Source organism: Streptomyces sp. NPDC047841, assembly GCF_040704085.1.
GTDB lineage: Bacteria > Actinomycetota > Actinomycetes > Streptomycetales > Streptomycetaceae > Streptomyces > Streptomyces argyrophylli.
In genome coordinates this window covers 23,096-41,599 of sequence record NZ_JBEYRP010000024.1, presented here as the reverse complement: position 1 = coordinate 41,599, position 18,504 = coordinate 23,096, and the positions used below count along the sequence as shown (strand labels likewise).

Genomic DNA, 18,504 nt, shown 5'->3' with positions numbered 1-18,504 from the left:
CTAGCCCGTATCATCAGGGAGTTGGCCATAGTCAAAGGAGAGGTCACCCTGTCTTCCGGGGCTGTCTCCGACCACTACTTCGACCTGCGCCGCGTCAGCCTCCACCCCCGCGGCTTCGACCTGATCGGGCCGGCCGTCCTGCACGAAACCCGGTCCTGGCGGTACGAGGCCGTGGCGGGCCTTGTCCTGGGCGCCGTCCCCCTGGCCCTGGCCACCATGGCGGCCGCACACCAGGCGGGCCGGGAACTGCCCGCAGCCGCCATCCGCAAGGAGGCCAAACGACACGGGCTCGCCAAGCGGATCGAGGGCGCGGACCTGACCGGCAAACACGTACTGGTGGTCGAGGACACCTCCACCACGGGCTCCTCCACCCTCACGGCCATCGAAGCCGTCGAAGCCGAGGGCGCGACCGTCGCAGGCGTCGTCCTCCTGGTGGACCGCGGCGGCGCACGGACCGTCGCCGCCACAGGTGTCCCGGTCCGCAGCGTCTTCACAGCAGCCGAACTGCTGGAAGGAGGAGGGCGTCCATGACGCGACATGCCGCAGTGCCCGCCCCGGCAGGGGCCGGCAACGGCCGGCCGCTGGTCGTCGTGGCGGCCGCCGTCACACGCGCCGGACGGCTCCTGGTCGTAAGCAAGCAAGCGGCCCCGGACGTCTTCTACCTGCCCGGCGGCAAGCCCGATCCGGGCGAGCAGCCGCTGGAGGCGCTGTCACGCGAGCTGGACGAGGAACTCGGCGTCCGGCCCGTCGAGCCGCGCCTGCTGGCCGACGTCGAGGCCATCGCCGCACTGGAGAGGGTGCCGATGAGAATGACGGTGTACGAAGCCGGCATCAGCCAGGCGCCCCGGCCCGCCGCCGAACTGGCGGACCTGCGATGGATCTCCGGTGCCGAAGACGGCGTCGAGCTGGCTCCGGCGGTCAGGGACCACGTCCTGCCCCTGCTGCGGGACCGAGGCCTGCTGGCGCGCTGAGCGGCTGGACCCGGGTCGCCGGCCTGGTCACTCCGGCGCCGGCGACACGAGCAGGTGGATGCCCCCGACGCTGCCGGAGACGCCGGCCGCGGTCACCCAGACGGTGAAGAGGGGCGACGGGGAGGCTGCCGTGACCGGGGACAAGACGAACTCGGAGATGGCGGCCCGTGCTCAGTCGGCGAGGGCGTGGGCCGGGGAGGGCACGCCGGCGGGGCAGGGCTCGGCGGCCGGCTCGCGATGGTGCGAGGGCGTCGACTCCGGTCGGGCGTCCGCGGATTCCAGACGGAGCATGGCCTTCTCGTCGGGGGTGCCGGGGGCCGCCTGGTAGACCACCATCCGCTGGCCGCCCGTCCGGGCCAGCCGCATGACCTCATAGGTCAGGGTCATCGGTCCGGCCTTCGGATGCCGGAAGGACTTCTGCCCGCCGCCGCGCTCGCAGACGTCGTACCGCTCCCACAGCCGCGCGAACTCCGGTGACTTCAGCACGAGTTCGCCGACGAGCGCGGTCAGCTCGGGGTCGTCCGGGTCGGCCCCGGCGACCGCGCGCAGATGTGCCACCGAGAGCGCGACCGTTTCCTCCCACGGCTCGTAGAGCGTCCGGCCGACCGGGTGGAGGAAGAGGTAGCGGGTCAGGTTGCGGTGGTTCTCCGGCCAGTCCCAGAGCCCGGGCATCAGGCGCCGGCCGGGCGGGTTCGCGGCCAGGACGCGGTTGTAGCGGCTCACCACATAGGCCGGCAGCGGACGCACCGACTCCAGCATGCGCACCACCGAGTCGCGGACGGTGTGGTCCGAGGAAGCCGGCAGCTCCGAGACCCGGCCCGAGGCCAGTTCCGCGAGCTCGTGCAGGCGTTCGTACCCGTCGCCGCGCAGCCGCAGGGCGCGGCCGAGGGCGTCCACGACGGCGGGGGAGGGGTTGGTCTCCCGGCCGCGCTCCAGGCGGATGTAGTAGTCGACGCTCACCCCGGCCAGCGCGGCCAGCTCCTCACGGCGCAGTCCGGGGGTGCGGCGCAGTCCCCCGCCGGCCGGGAGACCGACATCCTCCGGGCGTACCTGCGCCCTGCGCGCCTTCAGGTACCGGCCCAGCTCCGTGCCCCTCGTATCCGCTGCTGCTGCCATTCGGTCATTGTCGCAGGCGGTCGAGGAGCGTGGGGGGCCGTGTCAGGGCCCCGAACGCCGCACCCCGGGTACAGCGCGGTCTGGCGGGCGGGCGGCCGCGGGCGGAGAGTCGGTCCCGGAGCGGGCGGCCCGGCCGCCGGAGCCCAGGGGGTGCGAGACACCGGACCGCGGCCCCGGCGCGCTGCGACCGCCCGCCCGTTCATCTCCGATGAGCCGCCGCCCGCACCTGCCCAGGAGTTCACCATGCCTGCCATCCCGTCCCCGTCCCGGTCCACCGCCTTCCCCCGCGGGCACGACGACGAGCCGTCGGCGCCCGGGCTCCGGCGGCGACAGGCGGAGGGGGCCCGGGCGACCGCGCCACCCCCCGGGCCCCGCGCCGTGCCGCGGCGGAGCGGCGTCGAGCTGGTCGCTTCGCTGCTCGGGTTCACCGTGATCACCATCGATGTCTCGGCCGTGAACATCGCGCTGCCCGCGATCCGGGACTCCCTCAGCGGCGGGATGGCCGGGCTGCAGTGGGTGGTGGACGCGCACACCCTGATGTTCGCGGCCCTGATGCTCTCCGCGGGCGCCCTCGCCGACCGGGCCGGTGCCCGCCGCGCCTACTCCTGGGGCGTCGCCCTGTTCACCGTCGCCTCCCTCGGCTGCGCGCTCGCGCCCGGCATCGGCGTGCTGGTCGGCGCACGCGTGGCGCAGGGCGCCGCCGCCGCGGTCGTGATGCCGGCCTCGCTGGCGCTGATCCGGCAGGCCTACGAGGACGCGCGGGCTCGCGCCCGCGCCATCGCGCTGTGGACGGTCGGCGGCTCGGTGGCGATGGCCGCGGGTCCCGTGCTGGGCGGGCTGCTCACCGACTCGGCCGGCTGGCGGGCCGTCTTCCTGCTCAACCTCCCCGTGGGCGCGGCGATCCTCGGCCTGCTGCTCCGGGTCCCGCGCTCCCCGCGCCGGCCCGCCGCGCTGGACGGCGGCGGCCAGCTCACCGCCGTGGTGGCTCTGGCCGGGCTGACCTTCGCGGTGATCGAGGGCGGCCACCTCGGCTGGACCAGCGGCCCCGTGCTGACAGCCGCCGCGCTCGCCCTCGCCTCCGGGTGCGCCTTCCGTGTGGTGGAGGCCCGGCACCGCCAGCCCATGGTCCCGCTCGGCATGCTGACGAACCGCCGGGTGGCCGTTCCGCTCGCGGTCGGTTTCGCCGTCAACGCCGCCTTCTACGGCGGGATCTTCCTCCTCGGGCTGTACTACCAACAGCTGCGCGGGATGACGGGGATCACGGCCGGGCTGATGTTCGTCCCGATGTCGGTGGTGGTGACGGCGACCAACCTGGTCTCACCACGGCTGGCGGAGCGGATCGGGCGGCGGCCGGTGATCGTCGCGGGGCAGCTGGTCTTCACCGGCGCGATGGGGGCCATGCTGCCGCTGGCCGCGCACACCCCCGTATGGCTGGTGCTCGTACTGCTGCTGCCGCTGAGCGTCGGCGGGGCGCTCGCGGTGCCCGCGCTGACCGCGCTGCTGATGGACGCCGTCCCGCAGGAGCGCGTGGGGGCCGCGTCAGGGCTGCTCAACTCCTTCCGCCAGACCGGCGGTGCGCTCGCCGTCGCCCTCTTCGGCAGCCTGCTTACCGGCCCCGGCGGCAGCTTCTCCCTCCCGGGCATGCGCATCGGCCTGCTCGCTGTCGCCGCCCTCCTCTTGGTCACCGCCGCCCTCTCCCGCCTCCTCCTGCCCCGTGGCTGACGCCCTCAATGGGCTCCGCTCGCCCGCGTACAGCCGCCCCAGGCCCACGAGAACGACCCCGACGCGCCGGCCCGCCGCACGCGGTCCGGCGGTGAACCTCTTCCGCTGTGGCAGGCGGCACGGGTGTACTCGTCGGCCGAGCTTCGTCGATCCCCGAGGTTCCCGGCGGACAAGGGCAGTGCCTTCCCGTCATGTGCGCCTCGACCGGGGAGGCCGCATTCTCCGGCACGATCGTGTGCCGCGGGCGGCGGCACCACCTGGTGCACGGTCATACACGTCCGGGCCTCCCCGCGGACGGTGTGCCGGCGGCGTGGTGCAGCGAACGCCAGGTCACCACCGCCCAGGCCGCCGCGAGCAGGAGGTACAGCACGACCGCCGTCCACCCGAGGGGCTGTGACCCGGTGCGGGAGGCCAGCGCACTCGTGCCGGTGACGCAGGCGCCCAGCGGGAAGATGAAGGACCACCAGGTCGGCGCGAAGGGAAGTCCCGACCGCAACTGCCGTACGGTCAGCGCCGTGGCGAGGACCAGCCACAGCATCGCGAAGCCCCACAGCCCGATTCCCCCGAGCAGCGCGAAGGCCGCCGCACCCCGTGCGTACGGACCGGACAACGCGCTCGGCGTCGCCGCGGCGAGGGTGCCCATCGCGGTCACCGCCTGGTCGACGGCGCCCAGACCGATCCACACCGTGGGTACCACCGCTCCCGTGGGAGCGTCGTGGTGGACCAGGCGGCTGAAGACCATCGCCAGCACCAGCAGCGCCGCCACCAGGCCGAGCCCGAGCATCGCGTAGCAGCCGAGCAGCAGCGCCAGCCGCGGCTGGCCGGCGGGTGTGTGCGGGACGAGCAGTGCGCCCGTCGCGGCGGAGACCAACGGCGGCACCACCGGCATCAGCCAGCCGCCGAACGCCGCGTCCGGCCCGAAGCGGTGCCGGGTGACCATCACGAACAGCACCGCGCAGGTCGCGGCCAGGCCGAGCGCGGTGCCCAGCGACCACAGCACCCAGTCGACGATCAGGGCCGTCCGCGCCCCGATGACCGGTCCGCCGAGCAGCAGCGCGCCCGAACCCACCGTGAGCAGCGCCATCGGCGGGGCCCCGAGGAACGGCGCCAGCACCGGATCGGTGACGTGCGCCCGCAACGCCCGCTGCCCGAGGTACCGGACCGCGAGGACGACCAGCAGCACCGCGGCCCCCACCCAGACCACCCTGGCCGCGTCATGCAGCCAGGGGGAGCTCCGCGGCAACGTCACCGCCGCGTTGGCGACGATGCCGGTGCCCATGACCGCCGCGAACCAGCTCGGGCCCACGTGCGGACGTCGCGTCGCGCCGGCCGCCGGAGGCCGGGGGCGGGCATGGGTGGCGTGCCGGGTCCCCGGCCCGCTCCGAGACAGGAGGGACCGGGTGTCGCTGGGATCGGATGTCACGGCGGAGAACGCTTCTTTCCTCTGGTCGGCAATCACCGTCGGCAATCGGCACACCGGCACCCCGCCCCCACGGCACACGGGCCGCGGCCGCAGCCGTCGGCTCGTTGGCCCTACGACGTTACGGTCACGTCCGGCCACCACCGCAGCACTCCGCGTGCCAGGACACCCTCACATCAGGACGTCCGGCCCCCGCTCCCGGCGGACACCGCGTCCACCGGCACGGCACGGCGCCGGGCAACGTCCTGATGTGACGCCTCCCCGGCAGCTTCGGACCCCGGCACCGGCCCGGCGCTGCCGTAGCGTCGGTGGTGCCACATGGTCGGCGATGCGCGCACCCCACCGCGACGGAACGCGGCCGCACCCCCGCCGGGAGCGACTCCCGCCGGGAGCGACCCCCGCCGGGGGGCGACGCGCGGACGACGGGGCCCGCGTGAACGCGCCCGCCATCGGCTGTCCCGAACGAGGAAAGAAGGCGATCCACCCAGTGGCGTCGACATCCAGCGCCGGAGAAAGGGCGCTTCAAGGACCGGAATTCGGCCTCAACGAATGGCTCGTGGACGAGCAGTACGAGCGCTACCTGCACGATCCCGAATCGGTCGACCAGAAGTGGAGGGACTTCTTCGTCTCCCGGGCCTCCGCGACGGGCTGGCGCGAGCATACGGCCACGCCGTCCCCGAACGGCAACGCCCGCGAGGCGGCACTCAAGGCCGTGCGCGTCGCCGCGCTGATCCACGCCCATCGCGTGCGCGGACACCTGGCGGCCCACACCGACCCCCTCGCGGCCGGCGAGCCGGTGCCCGCACACGCGGAGCTCGACATCGCGGCCTTCGGGCTGAGCGAGGAGGACCTGGACGAGGAGTTCGTCGTCGACGGCTTCGCCGGGCGCGACACCATGACCCTGCGCGCCGTGCTGGACGTCCTTCGCGCGTCCTACCGCGGGACGGTGGGCACCGAGTACATGCACATCCAGGCCGTCGAGGAGCGCCGCTGGGTGCAGGAGCGGATCGAAGGGCCCTCACCCCTGCCGGACAGGGCGGACCAGCTGCAGATCCTGTACCGGCTGGGCGCGGCCGAGGCCTTCGAGACGTTCCTGCAGACCAAGTACGTCGGCCAGAAGCGGTACTCGCTCGAAGGCGGCGAGTCGGCCATCGTGCTGCTGGACGCCCTGCTGCACCGCTGCATCAGGCGCGGGGTGCGGGAAGCGGTCATCGGTATGGCCCACCGGGGCCGGCTCAACGTCCTCGCCAACATCGTCGGCAAGTCGTACGGGAGCATCTTCCACGAGTTCGACGACGCGGTGGACATCCTGTCGGCCCAGGGGACCGGCGACGTGAAGTACCACCTCGGGGCGGAAGGGACCTACCGCGCCCTGGACGGCGGCTCGCTCGCCGTCTCCGTCGTGGCCAACCCTTCCCACCTGGAGATCGTGGGTCCGGTGGCCGAGGGGGTCGTGCGCGCCAAGCAGGACCTGGCCGGCGGCGGCGAGGACTTCTCCGTCCTGCCGGTCGTCGTCCACGGCGATGCCGCCTTCGCCGGGCAGGGCGTGGTCTTCGAGACGCTGAACATGTCGCAGCTGCCCGCCTACCGCACCGGCGGGACGGTGCACGTCGTCATCAACAACCAGCTCGGCTTCACGACCTCGCCCGCCAGCGGCCGCTCCAGCACCTACGCCACCGCCGTGGCGCGGACGGTCGAGGCCCCGGTCTTCCACGTCAACGCGGACGACCCCGAAGCGGTCGTCCGGATCGCACGCCTGGCCTTCGACTACCGCCAGACGTTCCACAAGGACGTCGTCATCGACCTGGTCTGCTACCGGAGGCACGGCCACAGCGAGGTCGACGACCCGTCCATCACCCAGCCGGGCATGTACGACCGCATCGGCGTCACACCGTCCGTGCGTACGCTGTACGCACGCGCGCTGGTCGACAGCGGGGCCATCGACGAGCGGCAGGCGGAGGGCGCCCTACGGGACTACCGGCAGCGCCTGGAGCGGGCCTTCGCCGAGACCCGGGCCCTGCCGGCCACCGGTTCCCCGGGGCCCGCCACCCCCACGGGCTCCGAGGACGGCACCGCCGCGCGCGGGCCGACCGCGATCACGGAGGCCACCGCCCGGCACGTCATCGCCTCCCAGACCGGGCAGCCGGCGGACTTCACCGTCCACCCGCGCGTCCTGCCGCAGCTGCGCAGGCGCACCACGATGCTGGACGCCGGAACCGTCGACTGGGCCACCGCCGAGGCCCTGGCGATCGGCTCGCTGCTGATGGAGGGGGTCCCGGTGCGGCTGGCCGGTCAGGACTCCCGTCGCGGCACCTTCGGCCAGCGCCACGCGGTGCTGACCGACCGGCGCACCGGAGCGGAGTACACCCCGCTGAACGGACTCGGCGCGGGCGCAGCGGACTTCACCCCCTACGACTCGATGCTGTCCGAGATGGCGGCCCTGGCCTTCGAGTACGGCTATTCGCTGGAGCGGCCCGACGCCCTGGTGCTGTGGGAGGCCCAGTTCGGCGACTTCGCCAACGGCGCGCAGAGCGTCGTCGACGAGTACGTCGCGTCGTCGGAACAGAAGTGGGGAGAACGCTCCGGGGTCACGCTGCTGCTGCCCCACGGCCTGGAGGGGCAGGGTCCCGACCACTCCTCGGGCAGGATCGAGCGGTTCCTCCAGCTGTGCGCGCAGGGGAACATGACCGTCGCCGTCCCGACGCTGCCCGGCAACTACTTCCACCTGCTCAGGCAGCAGGCGCTCACCGAGCGCAGGAGGCCGCTGGTGGTGTTCACCCCCAAGTCGATGCTGCGGCTGAAGGAGGCCACCTCCGGGCTGACGGACTTCACCGCGGGCTCCTTCCGTCCGGTCCTGCCGGACGGAGCGGTCGACGCTGCCGGGGTCCGGCGCGTGCTGCTGTGCTCGGGGAAGGTCTTCTACGACCTGGACGCGTACCGGCGGAACGCCGGCCTGCGGGACACCGCGATCGTCCGGCTCGAGCGCCTGTACCCGTTCCCGGACGCTGAACTCGCCGCGGAACTCGCCCGCTTCCCTCGTGACGCCGAGGTGCGGTGGGTGCAGGAGGAGGCCGGCAACCAGGGCGCGTGGTCGTTCGTGAGGCCGCACGTGGAGCGGCTGGCGGACCGCTCCCCGGAACTGGTGGGCCGGCCGCCCGCCTCGGCCCCCGCGGTGGGCTCCGGCAGACGGCACGCGGCCGAGCAGAAGGAGCTGGTGGAGGCAGCCTTCCGCTGACGGATCCCGTCGCCGCCCCGGCGATGCCCGAGAGCGACGGTGCCTCTCCCCTCGCAGGAGAGGCACCGAGGTCCACCCCCCGCTACAACTCGGGTATGGCGTTCGGCACGCGCGTGATCCACCCCACGACACTTCCGGACACGCGGCAGGCACTTCGGGCCGTGCGCCTCCGCAGCGCCCGAACGCGCGGATCGGAGACGTAGCTTCGATGCCGGCAGTCCTGCCCGCCCGGGCGGTGCAGGCGAATCCGTGGCCGGGCCGCGGGCCCTCCGGCTGACCTCAACGCTCTTGTGGTCGGCGCCCGGAGCCGTAGGGCAGCCCGCCGCCGTCACCTCTGAAGGAGTTCCGCAATGAAGACCGTCGTCGGATAGGTGGCAAGCCCTTCGGGAGCCGGGACGGCGGCCGGCTGACGGCGTTCCGCTCCGGCTCCGGCCGAGCGGGGGCCGGCGACCACGGTGGCCCGGAGTCCGGCGTGCCACGAGGTCTTCCACGTCCTGATGTGCGGCCGACGTGACCTGCGGGACCCTCCGCCCCCGGCCTCTTCCGGATCTACCGTCGTCACCGCGAGGAAGGAGCAGCGGCATGAGCCTGCTGGCAAGGATCGGACAGCCCGCGGACCTGAGGGGGCTGAGCCGTCCGGAGCTGGTGCGACTGGCCGGGGAGATCCGCGAGTTCCTGGTCCGGCACGTCGCGGCCACGGGCGGGCACCTGGGGCCCAACCTGGGCGTGGTGGAACTGACCCTGGCACTGCACCGGGTCTTCGACTCCCCCCGTGACCGGCTGCTGTGGGATGTCGGGCACCAGGCGTACGTCCACAAGATCGTGACGGGGCGGGCCGGTGAGTTCACCGGCCTGCGGCAGCGCGGCGGTCTGTCCGGATACCCCAGCCGGGAGGAGTCCGCGCACGACCACATCGAGCACTCCCACGCGTCGGCTGCGCTGTCGTACGCCGACGGCATGGCCAAAGCCGGAGCGCTCGCGGGGGACACGGACCGGCACATCGTCGCCGTGGTGGGCGACGGGTCACTCACCGGCGGGCTGGCCTGGGAGGCTCTCAACAACATCGCGGAGGCACCCCACCGGCCCGTGGTGATCGTCCTCAACGACAACGGCCGTTCGTACGCGCCGACGGTGGGCGGACTCGCGAGGCACCTGGCGGCCCTGCGCGGCCATGCCGGCTACGAGCGTCTGGCGGGCTGGGGCAGACAGGTCCTCGGCGGTGCCGGGACGCCGGGGCGCGCGCTGCACCGCACCCTGCACGCGGCCAAGGAAGGCCTCAAGGAGGGCATCAAGGAGGGCATCAAAGAGGGGCTGAGGCCGGGTCCCGGGGAGGGCTCCGCCGAGGCCGTGGCACCGCACTCGCTCTTCGGCGCGCTGGGACTGCACTACCTCGGCCCCGTCGACGGCCACGACCTCACCGCCGTGGAAGAGGCCCTGCAGCGGGCCAAGGCCCACGGCGAGCCCGTCGTCGTCCACTGCATCACGCGCAAGGGGCTCGGATACGCGCCTGCCGAGCAGGACGAGGAGGACCATCTGCACGGCGTCGGCACCATCGACCCGCGGACGGGGCGCCCCCTGCGGGCTGCCGGTCTGACCTGGTCGGTGGCGTTCGGCCGCGAACTGGTGGACCTGGCGGACACGCACCCGGAGGTCGTGGCGATCACCGCGGCCATGCCCGGCTCGGTCGGTCTGAACGACTTCGCCGCACGGTACCCGGCACGGTTCTTCGACGTCGGGATCGCCGAGCAGCACGCGGTCGCCTCGGCCGCCGGGATGGCCATGGCGGGACTGCATCCGGTGATCGCCCTGTACGGCACCTTCCTGAACCGCGCACTCGACCAGGTGCTGATGGACCTCGCGCTGCACCGGCTCGGCGTGACCCTCGTACTCGACCGGTCCGGAGTCACCGGTGACGACGGACCCAGCCACAACGGGCTCTGGGACCTGGCGATGCTCCAAGCGGTCCCCGGGCTGCGCATCGCGGCTCCCCGGGACGCCCCTACGCTGCGGCAGCGGCTGGTGGAGGCGGTCTCGATCACTGACGCCCCGACGGTCCTGCGCTATCCGCGGGGCGTCGTCGGCCCGGAGGTTCCGGAGGTCGGCCGTGCCGGTGCGGTCGATGTGCTGCGTGAGGGCGCCGGCGCCGGCGGCGTCCTGCTGATCGCCGTCGGGACGATGGCCGTGGTCGCCCTCGAGGCGGCGGGGCTGTGTGCCCGGCACGGGGTCGAGGTCACCGTGGTGGACCCGCTGTGGGTCAAGCCGCTTCCCGGTGAGCTGACCGCCCTCGCCGCCGATCATGCGCTGGTCGTCACGGTCGAGGACGGCCTGCGCCACGGGGGAGTGGGTACCGCCGTGGGCCAGGCGCTGCAGGAGGCCGGCATCCGCACTCCGGTGCGTGTCCTGGGCGTGGCCGACGGGTTTCCCCGCCAGGCCGGCCGTGCCGAGATCCTCGCGGAGGCGGGTCTGACGGCCCAGGCCATCGCGCACACCGTCACCCAGGCCCTTGCGGGGGCTGCCGCCGCGGCGGTGCCGGACGGCGCCCCGACCGTCTCGGCACCCGAAAGGCGGTGAAACGCACATATCGGTAACGTCTCTACCGCGGGGGCATCCGGAGGATGTGTGACAGCCGAGATCATCTGCCGTGGAATCGACGAGCAGACGCCCTCCCAGGACGGCGTGCGCGTGCTCGTCGACCTGGTGTGGCCGCAGGGCACGCGCCGGGACGGCGCGCCGCTCGACGCGTGGGTGCCGGAGGTCGCACCCTCCGTCGAACTGCAGCGCTGGTACGACCGCAACCCCCTGCAATTCGGTGAGTTCCGCCGCCGCTACCGGACCGAACTGGGTGACCAGCGGCACCAGCACGCGGCAGCCCGACTGCGGGACCTGGCCGGACACGGCGGCCTCACCCTGCTGACCGCCGCCCAGGACACAGGCCGCAGCCATGCCGCGGTCCTCGCCGAATGGCTCACCGACACCGGGCCCTGCGACGAACGGCGTCCGGATGCCGGGCCCCGCGACCAACAGCGTCCGGACGCCGGCCCCCGCGACGAACGGCGTCCGGATGCCGGACCTCCCACGCCCCGAGACACCGCGTCCGGTGTCCCGCCGGCCGGCCGCCGCGCGGGCTTGTCCGCCGCGGTGGCCGACCTCAACGCGGGCGCGCTGGCCTTCGTCATGGGCACCGGCATCGTCTCCACGGCCCTGTACGTCAACGGCGCCGGCACCGCCTCCGCGGCACTGCTGTGGGTGGCACTGGCCGGATTCGCCGTCCTGGTACCGGCCTACGGCTGGCGGCTGCTGCGGCGGCGGGAGCGGTTCGTCGCGGACCTCCTCGGGCCGCGCGCCTTCGCGTTCCTCACCCTCGCCATCTCCTCCAACGTACTGGCCGCGCGCTTCGTGCCGGACGGCCACACCGCGCTCGCCGGTGCGTTCCTGGCGTTCGGGACGCTGGGGTGGGTGGTGCTGGACTACGGCATTCCGGTCGCGCTCATCACCACGTTGAAACGGGGGCCCTCGTTCGACCAGGTGAACGGCACCTGGTTCCTGTGGGCGGTGGGATCGGAGTCGGTGGCGGTCGCGGCGGCCTCGCTCGCTCGGGTGACCCCGGGCCACGTACTGCCCGTGCTGGCGGTGGTGTGCTGGTCCGTCGGCCTGATGCAGTACCTCTTGACCGCCGCCATCGTCCTGGCCCGGCTGCTGGCCCGGCCGGTCCAGCCGGAAGGCCTCATGACGTCCGTCTGGATCTTCATGGGGGCGGCGGCGATCGCGGTGCTCGCCGCGGTGCGGCTGATCGCCCTCCCGCCCGGCGGCGCCGTGCTGTCGCGCCCGCTCCTGGTCGGGTCGGCCGTCGTCCTGTGGTCGTTCGCGAGCTGGCTCATCCCTCTCCTGCTGGCCCTGGGCGTATGGCGGCACGCCCTGCGCCGCGTTCCGCTGCGCTACGAGCTCGGCTGGTGGAACCTCGTCTTCCCGGTCGGCATGTACGCGGTCACCACACACGAGTTGGGACGTGTCACCGCAAGCTCCTGGATGACGAGCGCGGGCCGCTGGGAGGTCTGGATCGCGGCGGCGTTCTGGGCCGTCGTGTTCGCCGCCATGGCGGGTGCGAGGCTCCGGCCCCGCCGCACGGCCGTAGGCGGTTCCGCTGCCGGTGCGGGGCAGGGGCCGCCCGCGGGGTAGGGATGCGACGCCGTCCCGGACGCTGCCGTAGACCGTGAGAGGGAGCCCTCGCGGTTCCGCTCGGCGAGCCCTCGACACTGCCCGCGCACGGACGCCCGGACTACGACGGGCCGGCCGTGGAGGTGCGGTCGCCGGTGCCCAGGCCGGTCGTCCGGAAACTGGCCCGGAACGCGGCCGGTGTCACGCCCAGCTGGCGCACGAAGGCCCTGCGGAGCGACTCTGGTGAACCGAAACCGGTGCGCCGCGCGACGACCGCCATGGGGTCGTCACCGGTCTCCAGCATCGCCTGGGCGGCCTCCAGCCTGACCTGCTCCACGTACCGGCCGGGACTGGTGCCGACCTCTTCGTAGAACAGCCGCGTGACGTGGCGGACGCTGACGCCCGCCCTGCGGGCCATCGCCGTCAGGGAGTGGTTGCCTCCAGGGTTCTCCGCGACCGAGTCCAAGACCTCGCGGAGCATCTCCTGACGCGGGTTCGCAACCCGGGAACGGGCGCTGAACTGGGACTGGCCACCGGGTCGCTGCATGAAGACGACCATGTCCTTGGCGACCGCCCGGGCGACCTCCGCCCCGTAGTGCTCCTCGACGAGGGCGAGGGACAGATCGATCCCGGCGGTGACACCGGCGGAGGTCATCATCTTCCCGTCGCGCACGAAGATGGCGTCCGGCTCGACGCGCACCGACGGGTAGCGCAGGCCCAGTTCACGCGTATGCCGCCAGTGGGTCGCCGCCCGCCGGCCGTCCAGGAGTCCCGCCGCGGCCAGCAGGAAGGCTCCCGTGCACACCGACGCCGTGCGACGGGCCCTGCCGCTCAGCCCCCGTACGGCGTCCAGCAGCGCGTCGTCCTTGACCAGCGTCTCCCACTCCGGACCGCCCGGGATCACCAGGACGTCGCAGGTCTCGTGCGCGTCCCCGACCGACAGGTCGGCGGCCAGACGCGTCCCGGCGGCGGTGACCACATCCGCGCCGTCCTCGGACGCGACCTGAACCCGGTACTGCCCACCCCAGTCATTCGCCGACGTGAAGACCTCGATGGGGCCCGTCACGTCGAGCAGCCGTACCCCCGGGAAGACGAACACCGTCACCGTGAGCGGACCCGCTCCAGGGTACTTGTGGTACATGAGGCGCCTCCCGGTTTCCGCCCACCATCGTGCGCCCGCCCCGCACGCCGATGCCACGACCTGCTGGCTCCCTGGTGGTAGGCGCAGCCTCCCAGACGGCCCGGCCAGCGCCGCTGTCCCGCGGTGCCGCGACGGCCGCCGCGCCGCGTTCCGGTTCGTGTCACGGGACAACACGCTCGCGTGCCCGGCCCCCTTCGCGGGAGGCGTGCGCACCGGCTCGCCGCCCGTCCCCGCCGAGTGCACCGCGTCCAGGAACTGCGCGGAACCATCACGGACTTGACGCGGACCACACCGCCGGCATCCGGCCGGAACCGGTCGTCATCCCGGAGCCCTGTGGCCACCCGCGCGTACCTCGTTGCCGGGGACGCGGGGCATGGGTGAGCAGATCACGCGACCCACCGTGTTGACGGCGCCGGCGGGACCGGGCGCGGGTCCGGCCGAAGAGCCGGCCCCGCGCCCGGGCGGATGACCGGGTGGAGTTCGACGCTCGGCGGTGTCAGACCTCGCCGCGCCAGGCGCCGGTCTCGTTGCCGCCGCGGGATTCGATGAACTCCTTGAAGCGCTTCAGGTCGCCGGTGGCCTGCCGCTTGACGAAGCCGAGTTTGTCGCCGACGGTCTCGGTCAGCCCTTCGGGCTCGTACTCGAGCTGCAGCATGACCTTCGTGGTGGTCGCGTCGATGTGGTGGAAGGTGACGACGCCGGCCTGCTTGGCCTCACCGTCGACGCTGGTCCAGGCGACCCGCTCGTCCGGGATCTGCTCGGTGATCGCCGCGTCGAACTCCCGCGTGACTCCGCCGATCTTCGTCACCCAGTGGGTGAGGGTGTCGCTGCGCTGCTCGATGCGCTCGACGCCGTCCATGAACTGCGGGAAGTCCTCGAACTGGGTCCACTGGTTGTAGGCGGCGCTGACGGGGACGTTGACCTCGATGGATTCCTCGACCTGCGACACGGGTGATCCTCTCTGGAAGGTGATGTCGGTTGTGCTGTGACAGGTTCCTTCTGAGGCGGTTCTCATGCCTGCCCGCGTACGCCCGTCGCGGCCGGCCTCCGCCGACGCCTTCACGACAGCGCCGGCGACCGGCTGACCGTCAGGGCAGGAGCGGGGTGACGGCGCGGGCGTGCTCCCACATCCCGTGCAGTTGCTCGAGGGGCCGTTGCTGTTCGCCGTGCAGGGCGTTGAGGACCACGAGGCCTCCGGTCAGGGCCGGCACTGCCCACTGCAGGCAGGCGAGCCGGCGCTGGGCCTGGGCGGTGTCGATGGGGTGCTTGGCTGCCTTCTCGGTGTCCTGGGGGTCGGGGGAGGAGGCGAGTTCGATCTTCTTGCCCAGGACGCGGGCATAAGCGGTGGCGGCCAGCGCCGCCGCCGTGACGACCGTCTTCGCGGTGGTGGAGCCGGCCACGCCTTTCTGCTTGCACACCCGGTGGGCGTTGACGGCGAGCAGGCCTCCGCCGCCGTACAGGTGCGCGGCGACCGCGGCCGCACTGACCGGCATCCACTTGGTCCAGCCGGCTGATGCGATGCGCGCCTGGCCGGTCTGCGTACCGCCTTCCTGCCTGGCGGCCCCGTTGAGACCGACGGCGCCCATCAGGGAGCCGCCGAACCACGCGGCCAGCCCCAGATCGTGCAGGCTGCGGATGACGGTATTGCGTCCGGACATGACGGTGCTCCTTGCGATGCGGGACATCGGCGAGCCGATGACAGGGCAGGTCTTTGATCACCCTCGCCCGGTGATGGGCCGCTCGCGATCGCTGATCGCCCAGTCGTGGCCGGTGAACGTGGCGGCGTCCACGGCGCGGGCGGGCGGCCGAGTCCTGGATTCGCAACGCGTCGGGGCTGCTAGCCGAGTAGCGGGCCGACAGCGGCCGCTCCTCCTCGCGGGGCGGGAACGGATCCGCTCGGCGAGGCATGCGCGGCGGGCGTCCGTGGGATGGACGCCGTCGCACCATGGCACCGGCGAGGACCGCATCCCCGAGGTGACCGTCGCCTATGGCCCCTCGTTCGGATCATGCCGGGCTCGCGGGGTCTGGCCTGATCCAAACGAAAGATCCTAGAGGTCCGGACGGGTGGTCGTCCGGTCCGGCCGGATGCGGAGGAGCGTGATGGCGGGTCGGTCACACCCCGATCACGTGCGGAGGCCGTCCCGCGCGGGCCGTCGGGCGGCTCCGTGTGCGAGCAGCATGCGGCGGGCGAGGCGGGTGATCTCCTGGGTGGCGGGCGACAGCACGGTTCCCCGCCGCCGTACCACGGCGATGGTGTCGTACAGCGGTTCCGCGAAGCCGACGGTGTGGAGGCCTTCGGGGAAGGTGCGGCTGTGCGCGACCGCGCGGGAGACGATGGTGTCACCCGCTCCCCGGGCCACGATGTGCAGCGCGGATTCGACGTGTTCGACCTCGATGACCGCGGAGAGGGTGACGCCCGCCACCTGGGCGCGTTCGGCCAGTTGGCGCCGTGTCGGGTCCCGCCACCCGTAGTGGGCGTCGTACAGGATCAGCTTGGCCGCCGCGAGGCCGGCCATGGTGACCGGCTGGGCGGTGCGTCGGGGGTCCGCGGAGACGTAGACGACTTCGTCGCGCAGGAGGGGGGTGACGTCGAGGCCCTCGCCGTCGATGGGGAGGACCACCAGCCCCGCTTCGAGGTCACCGGAACTGACGGCCTCCGCGACCTCCACGGAATTGAGGCCGACGATCCGCAGCCGCACCTTGGGATGCCGGGCGTGGAAGCTCTCCAGCAGTTCGGACAGGAAGTAGTAGTCCGCGTTCCGCAGGAGGCCGAAGGTGGCCACACCGCCGTCGAGGGACGTCAGGGAGCGCAGGGCACGGTCGGCGCCCTCGGCCGCCTCGGTCGCCTGCTGCGCGTACGGCAGGAGTTCTTCGCCCGCGGCCGTCAGCACCAGCCGTCGCGGCCCCCGCGTGAACAGCGGCACCCGGTAGTGGTCCTCCATGCGTTTGATCAGCTCCGAGACCGACGGCTGGGTCGTCCTCAGCTCGGTCGCGGCGGCGGAGAAGGAGCCCAGCCGCGCGGAGGCGAGGAAGGCGCGCAGCTGGTTGAGCGTGATCGCGGGAGCGGACGAGGGCGGCATGCCCACCATTGTCCCATAGGGTGACCCTATGCAGGCTCGGGGATAACTTGGGGTTGTCCTGGGGCAGGTGCTGCATCAGGCTCTCGCCTATGAAATTGAGCCCTCGCTTCACCACTGCCTTCGCCGACCGTTTCACCCTCCTCAAGGCACCCGCGGTGGACGCGCCGCCGGCGCAGCGCGACCCCGAGGTGATCGCGACCGTCAGCCGCATGCTGTCGGACATCGAACGCCACGGCATCGACGCGATCCGCCGGTACGCGAGCTCCCTCGACGGCCAGTCCGACGGCGCGGTGGAACTCGGCGCGGCGGAGGTGGCCCGCAGCGGTGACCGGCTGCCGAAGGACCTGCGGGAGGCGATCGAGCTGGGCGCCGAACGTACCCGGCGCTTCGCCGCGCTCCAGCGCGAGCACCTGACGGACTTCGAGGAGGAGATAGCCCCCGGGCTGGTCGTCGGGCAGCGGTACGTGCCCGTCGGATCGGTCGGCGCGTACCTGCCGGCGGGCCGCTTCCCGCTCACGGCCAGCGCCTTCATGACGGTGGGCGTGGCCAAGGCCGCGGGTGTACCGACGGTGATCGGGTGCACGCCTCCCCAGCCGGACGGCCGCGCCAACGATGCCGTCACCTACGCGGCGCACCTCTCCGGGATCGATCACCTCTTCGTGGTCGGCGGAGTCCAGGCTCTGGCCGCGATGGCCTTCGGACTGCTGGGCCGGCCGCCCGTCGACATGATCGTCGGTGCCGGCAACGCCTATGTGGCCGAGGCCAAGCGACAGCTGTTCGGCACGGTCGCCATCGACCTGCTCGCGGGACCCTCCGAGGTCGCCGTCATCGCCGACGACACGGCCGACGCCGACGCCGTCGCGGCGGACCTGCTCGGCCAGGCCGAGCACGGCCCCACCTCGCCTGCCGCACTCGTCACCACCTCCGAGCGGCTGGGGCGGGACGTCATCGCCGCGGTCGAGCGCCGGCTGCCCACGCTGTCCACCCGCGACATCTGCGGTCCCGCCTGGCGTGACTACGGGTCGGTGATCCTGGTGGGCAACCGGGAGGACGCGGTCGCGGTCATGGACGAGCTCGCCCCGGAGCACCTGGAGGTGCACACGGGCGAGGACGACTGGTACCACGACGCGCTGCGCAACTACGGCTCCCTCTTCCTCGGCCACTGGAGCACGGTGGCCTACTCGGACAAGGGCATGGCCGGCACGAACCACACGCTGCCGACCGCGGGCGGGGCCAAGCACAGTGCCGGGCTGTCCGTGTCCCGGTACCTGAAGCCGCTCACCTACCAGCGCGTCAGCCGCGAGGCCACCCCGCTGCTCGCCGAGGCCGTGGAGGTCATCTCCGCCAGCGAGGGCATGGCCGCCCACCAGGCCACGGCCACCCTCCGCCTGCGCACGTACACCGGCTGACACCGTCGGGCCGGGGCCCCGCGCAGCCCCGAGCCGGGGCCCGTCGGTCCGCCCCCGGCAGTTCCAACGGGCACGCCTCATCACACCCACGTCCCCGAACGATCCACAGGTGCCGGCGGCGTCGCCGCTGCAGGGGGATCGGTGTCAGCTCCCTACCGGTCCCTGCGGACGCCTCCGCACACGCCCCGGCCGCGTCCGCCGGCAGGCCCTGGTGACGTCCGCCGACATGCGATCCCGGAAAATCCATACTTACGC

At 73.0% G+C, this 18,504-nt stretch carries 13 protein-coding genes; 7 read left to right on the top strand and 6 right to left on the bottom strand.

Annotated features, from left to right (window positions below; all coding sequences use genetic code 11):
- Window positions 1–21: 21 nt before the first annotated feature.
- On the top strand, window positions 22–531 hold the full coding sequence (pyrE, locus tag AB0947_RS32795; RefSeq protein WP_366754006.1) for an orotate phosphoribosyltransferase: 510 nt from the start codon (window positions 22–24) through the stop codon (window positions 529–531).
- Window positions 528–971, top strand: a complete 444-nt coding sequence (locus AB0947_RS32790) for an NUDIX domain-containing protein (protein ID WP_366754005.1) — start codon at window positions 528–530, stop codon at window positions 969–971. The genes pyrE and AB0947_RS32790 overlap by 4 nt, the downstream gene beginning before the upstream one ends.
- A 171-nt stretch (window positions 972–1,142) precedes the next feature.
- On the opposite strand, the gene AB0947_RS32785 is transcribed toward AB0947_RS32790, so the two are convergent.
- On the bottom strand, window positions 1,143–2,087 hold the full coding sequence (locus AB0947_RS32785) for a helix-turn-helix domain-containing protein (RefSeq protein ID WP_366754004.1): 945 nt from the start codon (window positions 2,085–2,087) through the stop codon (window positions 1,143–1,145).
- Between the two features lie 243 nt (window positions 2,088–2,330).
- Between AB0947_RS32785 and AB0947_RS32780 the strand changes: the two genes are divergently transcribed.
- Window positions 2,331–3,809 (top strand): MFS transporter, encoded by a 1,479-nt coding sequence (locus AB0947_RS32780; RefSeq protein WP_366754003.1) that lies wholly within the window; start codon window positions 2,331–2,333, stop codon window positions 3,807–3,809.
- Window positions 3,810–4,077: 268 nt separating this feature from the next.
- Here AB0947_RS32780 and AB0947_RS32775 read toward each other — a convergent pair whose 3' ends face one another.
- The gene (locus AB0947_RS32775) at window positions 4,078–5,115 is read right to left on the bottom strand and encodes a C4-dicarboxylate ABC transporter (RefSeq protein WP_366754002.1); all 1,038 of its coding nucleotides are present in this window, start codon (window positions 5,113–5,115) and stop codon (window positions 4,078–4,080) included.
- Between AB0947_RS32775 and AB0947_RS32770 the strand changes: the two genes are divergently transcribed.
- The 3 genes from AB0947_RS32770 (at window position 5,075) to AB0947_RS32760 (ending at window position 12,640) form a co-directional block, all read left to right on the top strand.
- On the top strand, window positions 5,075–8,464 hold the full coding sequence (locus tag AB0947_RS32770; protein WP_366754064.1) for a multifunctional oxoglutarate decarboxylase/oxoglutarate dehydrogenase thiamine pyrophosphate-binding subunit/dihydrolipoyllysine-residue succinyltransferase subunit: 3,390 nt from the start codon (window positions 5,075–5,077) through the stop codon (window positions 8,462–8,464). The two genes, AB0947_RS32775 and AB0947_RS32770, sit on opposite strands and share 41 nt — an antisense overlap.
- Before the next feature lie 582 nt (window positions 8,465–9,046).
- The gene (gene dxs, locus AB0947_RS32765; RefSeq protein ID WP_366754001.1) at window positions 9,047–11,035 is read left to right on the top strand and encodes a 1-deoxy-D-xylulose-5-phosphate synthase; all 1,989 of its coding nucleotides are present in this window, start codon (window positions 9,047–9,049) and stop codon (window positions 11,033–11,035) included.
- Between the two features lie 48 nt (window positions 11,036–11,083).
- Complete coding sequence (locus AB0947_RS32760; RefSeq protein ID WP_366754000.1) at window positions 11,084–12,640, top strand: DUF488 family protein; 1,557 nt, start codon at window positions 11,084–11,086, stop codon at window positions 12,638–12,640.
- Window positions 12,641–12,740: 100 nt separating this feature from the next.
- Here the strand turns inward: AB0947_RS32760 and AB0947_RS32755 are convergent, their stop codons facing one another.
- From AB0947_RS32755 to AB0947_RS32740, 4 genes are all read right to left on the bottom strand, one after another.
- Window positions 12,741–13,760: a GlxA family transcriptional regulator gene (locus AB0947_RS32755; RefSeq protein WP_366753999.1), complete on the bottom strand. Its 1,020-nt coding sequence runs from the start codon at window positions 13,758–13,760 to the stop codon at window positions 12,741–12,743.
- Between the two features lie 496 nt (window positions 13,761–14,256).
- Window positions 14,257–14,709 carry an SRPBCC family protein gene (locus tag AB0947_RS32750; protein ID WP_366753998.1) on the bottom strand — a complete coding sequence of 151 codons (453 nt, stop codon included), beginning with the start codon at window positions 14,707–14,709 and terminating at the stop codon, window positions 14,257–14,259.
- 139 nt (window positions 14,710–14,848) lie between these two features.
- Window positions 14,849–15,418, bottom strand: a complete 570-nt coding sequence (locus AB0947_RS32745) for a hypothetical protein (RefSeq protein ID WP_366753997.1) — start codon at window positions 15,416–15,418, stop codon at window positions 14,849–14,851.
- 465 nt (window positions 15,419–15,883) lie between these two features.
- A complete protein-coding gene (locus AB0947_RS32740) occupies window positions 15,884–16,840 on the bottom strand; it encodes a LysR family transcriptional regulator (RefSeq protein ID WP_366753996.1) in 957 nt (318 codons plus the stop codon).
- An 89-nt stretch (window positions 16,841–16,929) separates the two neighbouring features.
- Between AB0947_RS32740 and hisD the strand changes: the two genes are divergently transcribed.
- Window positions 16,930–18,249, top strand: coding sequence for a histidinol dehydrogenase (gene hisD / locus AB0947_RS32735; protein WP_366753995.1), 1,320 nt, complete (start codon window positions 16,930–16,932; stop codon window positions 18,247–18,249).
- Window positions 18,250–18,504 lie beyond the last annotated feature (255 nt).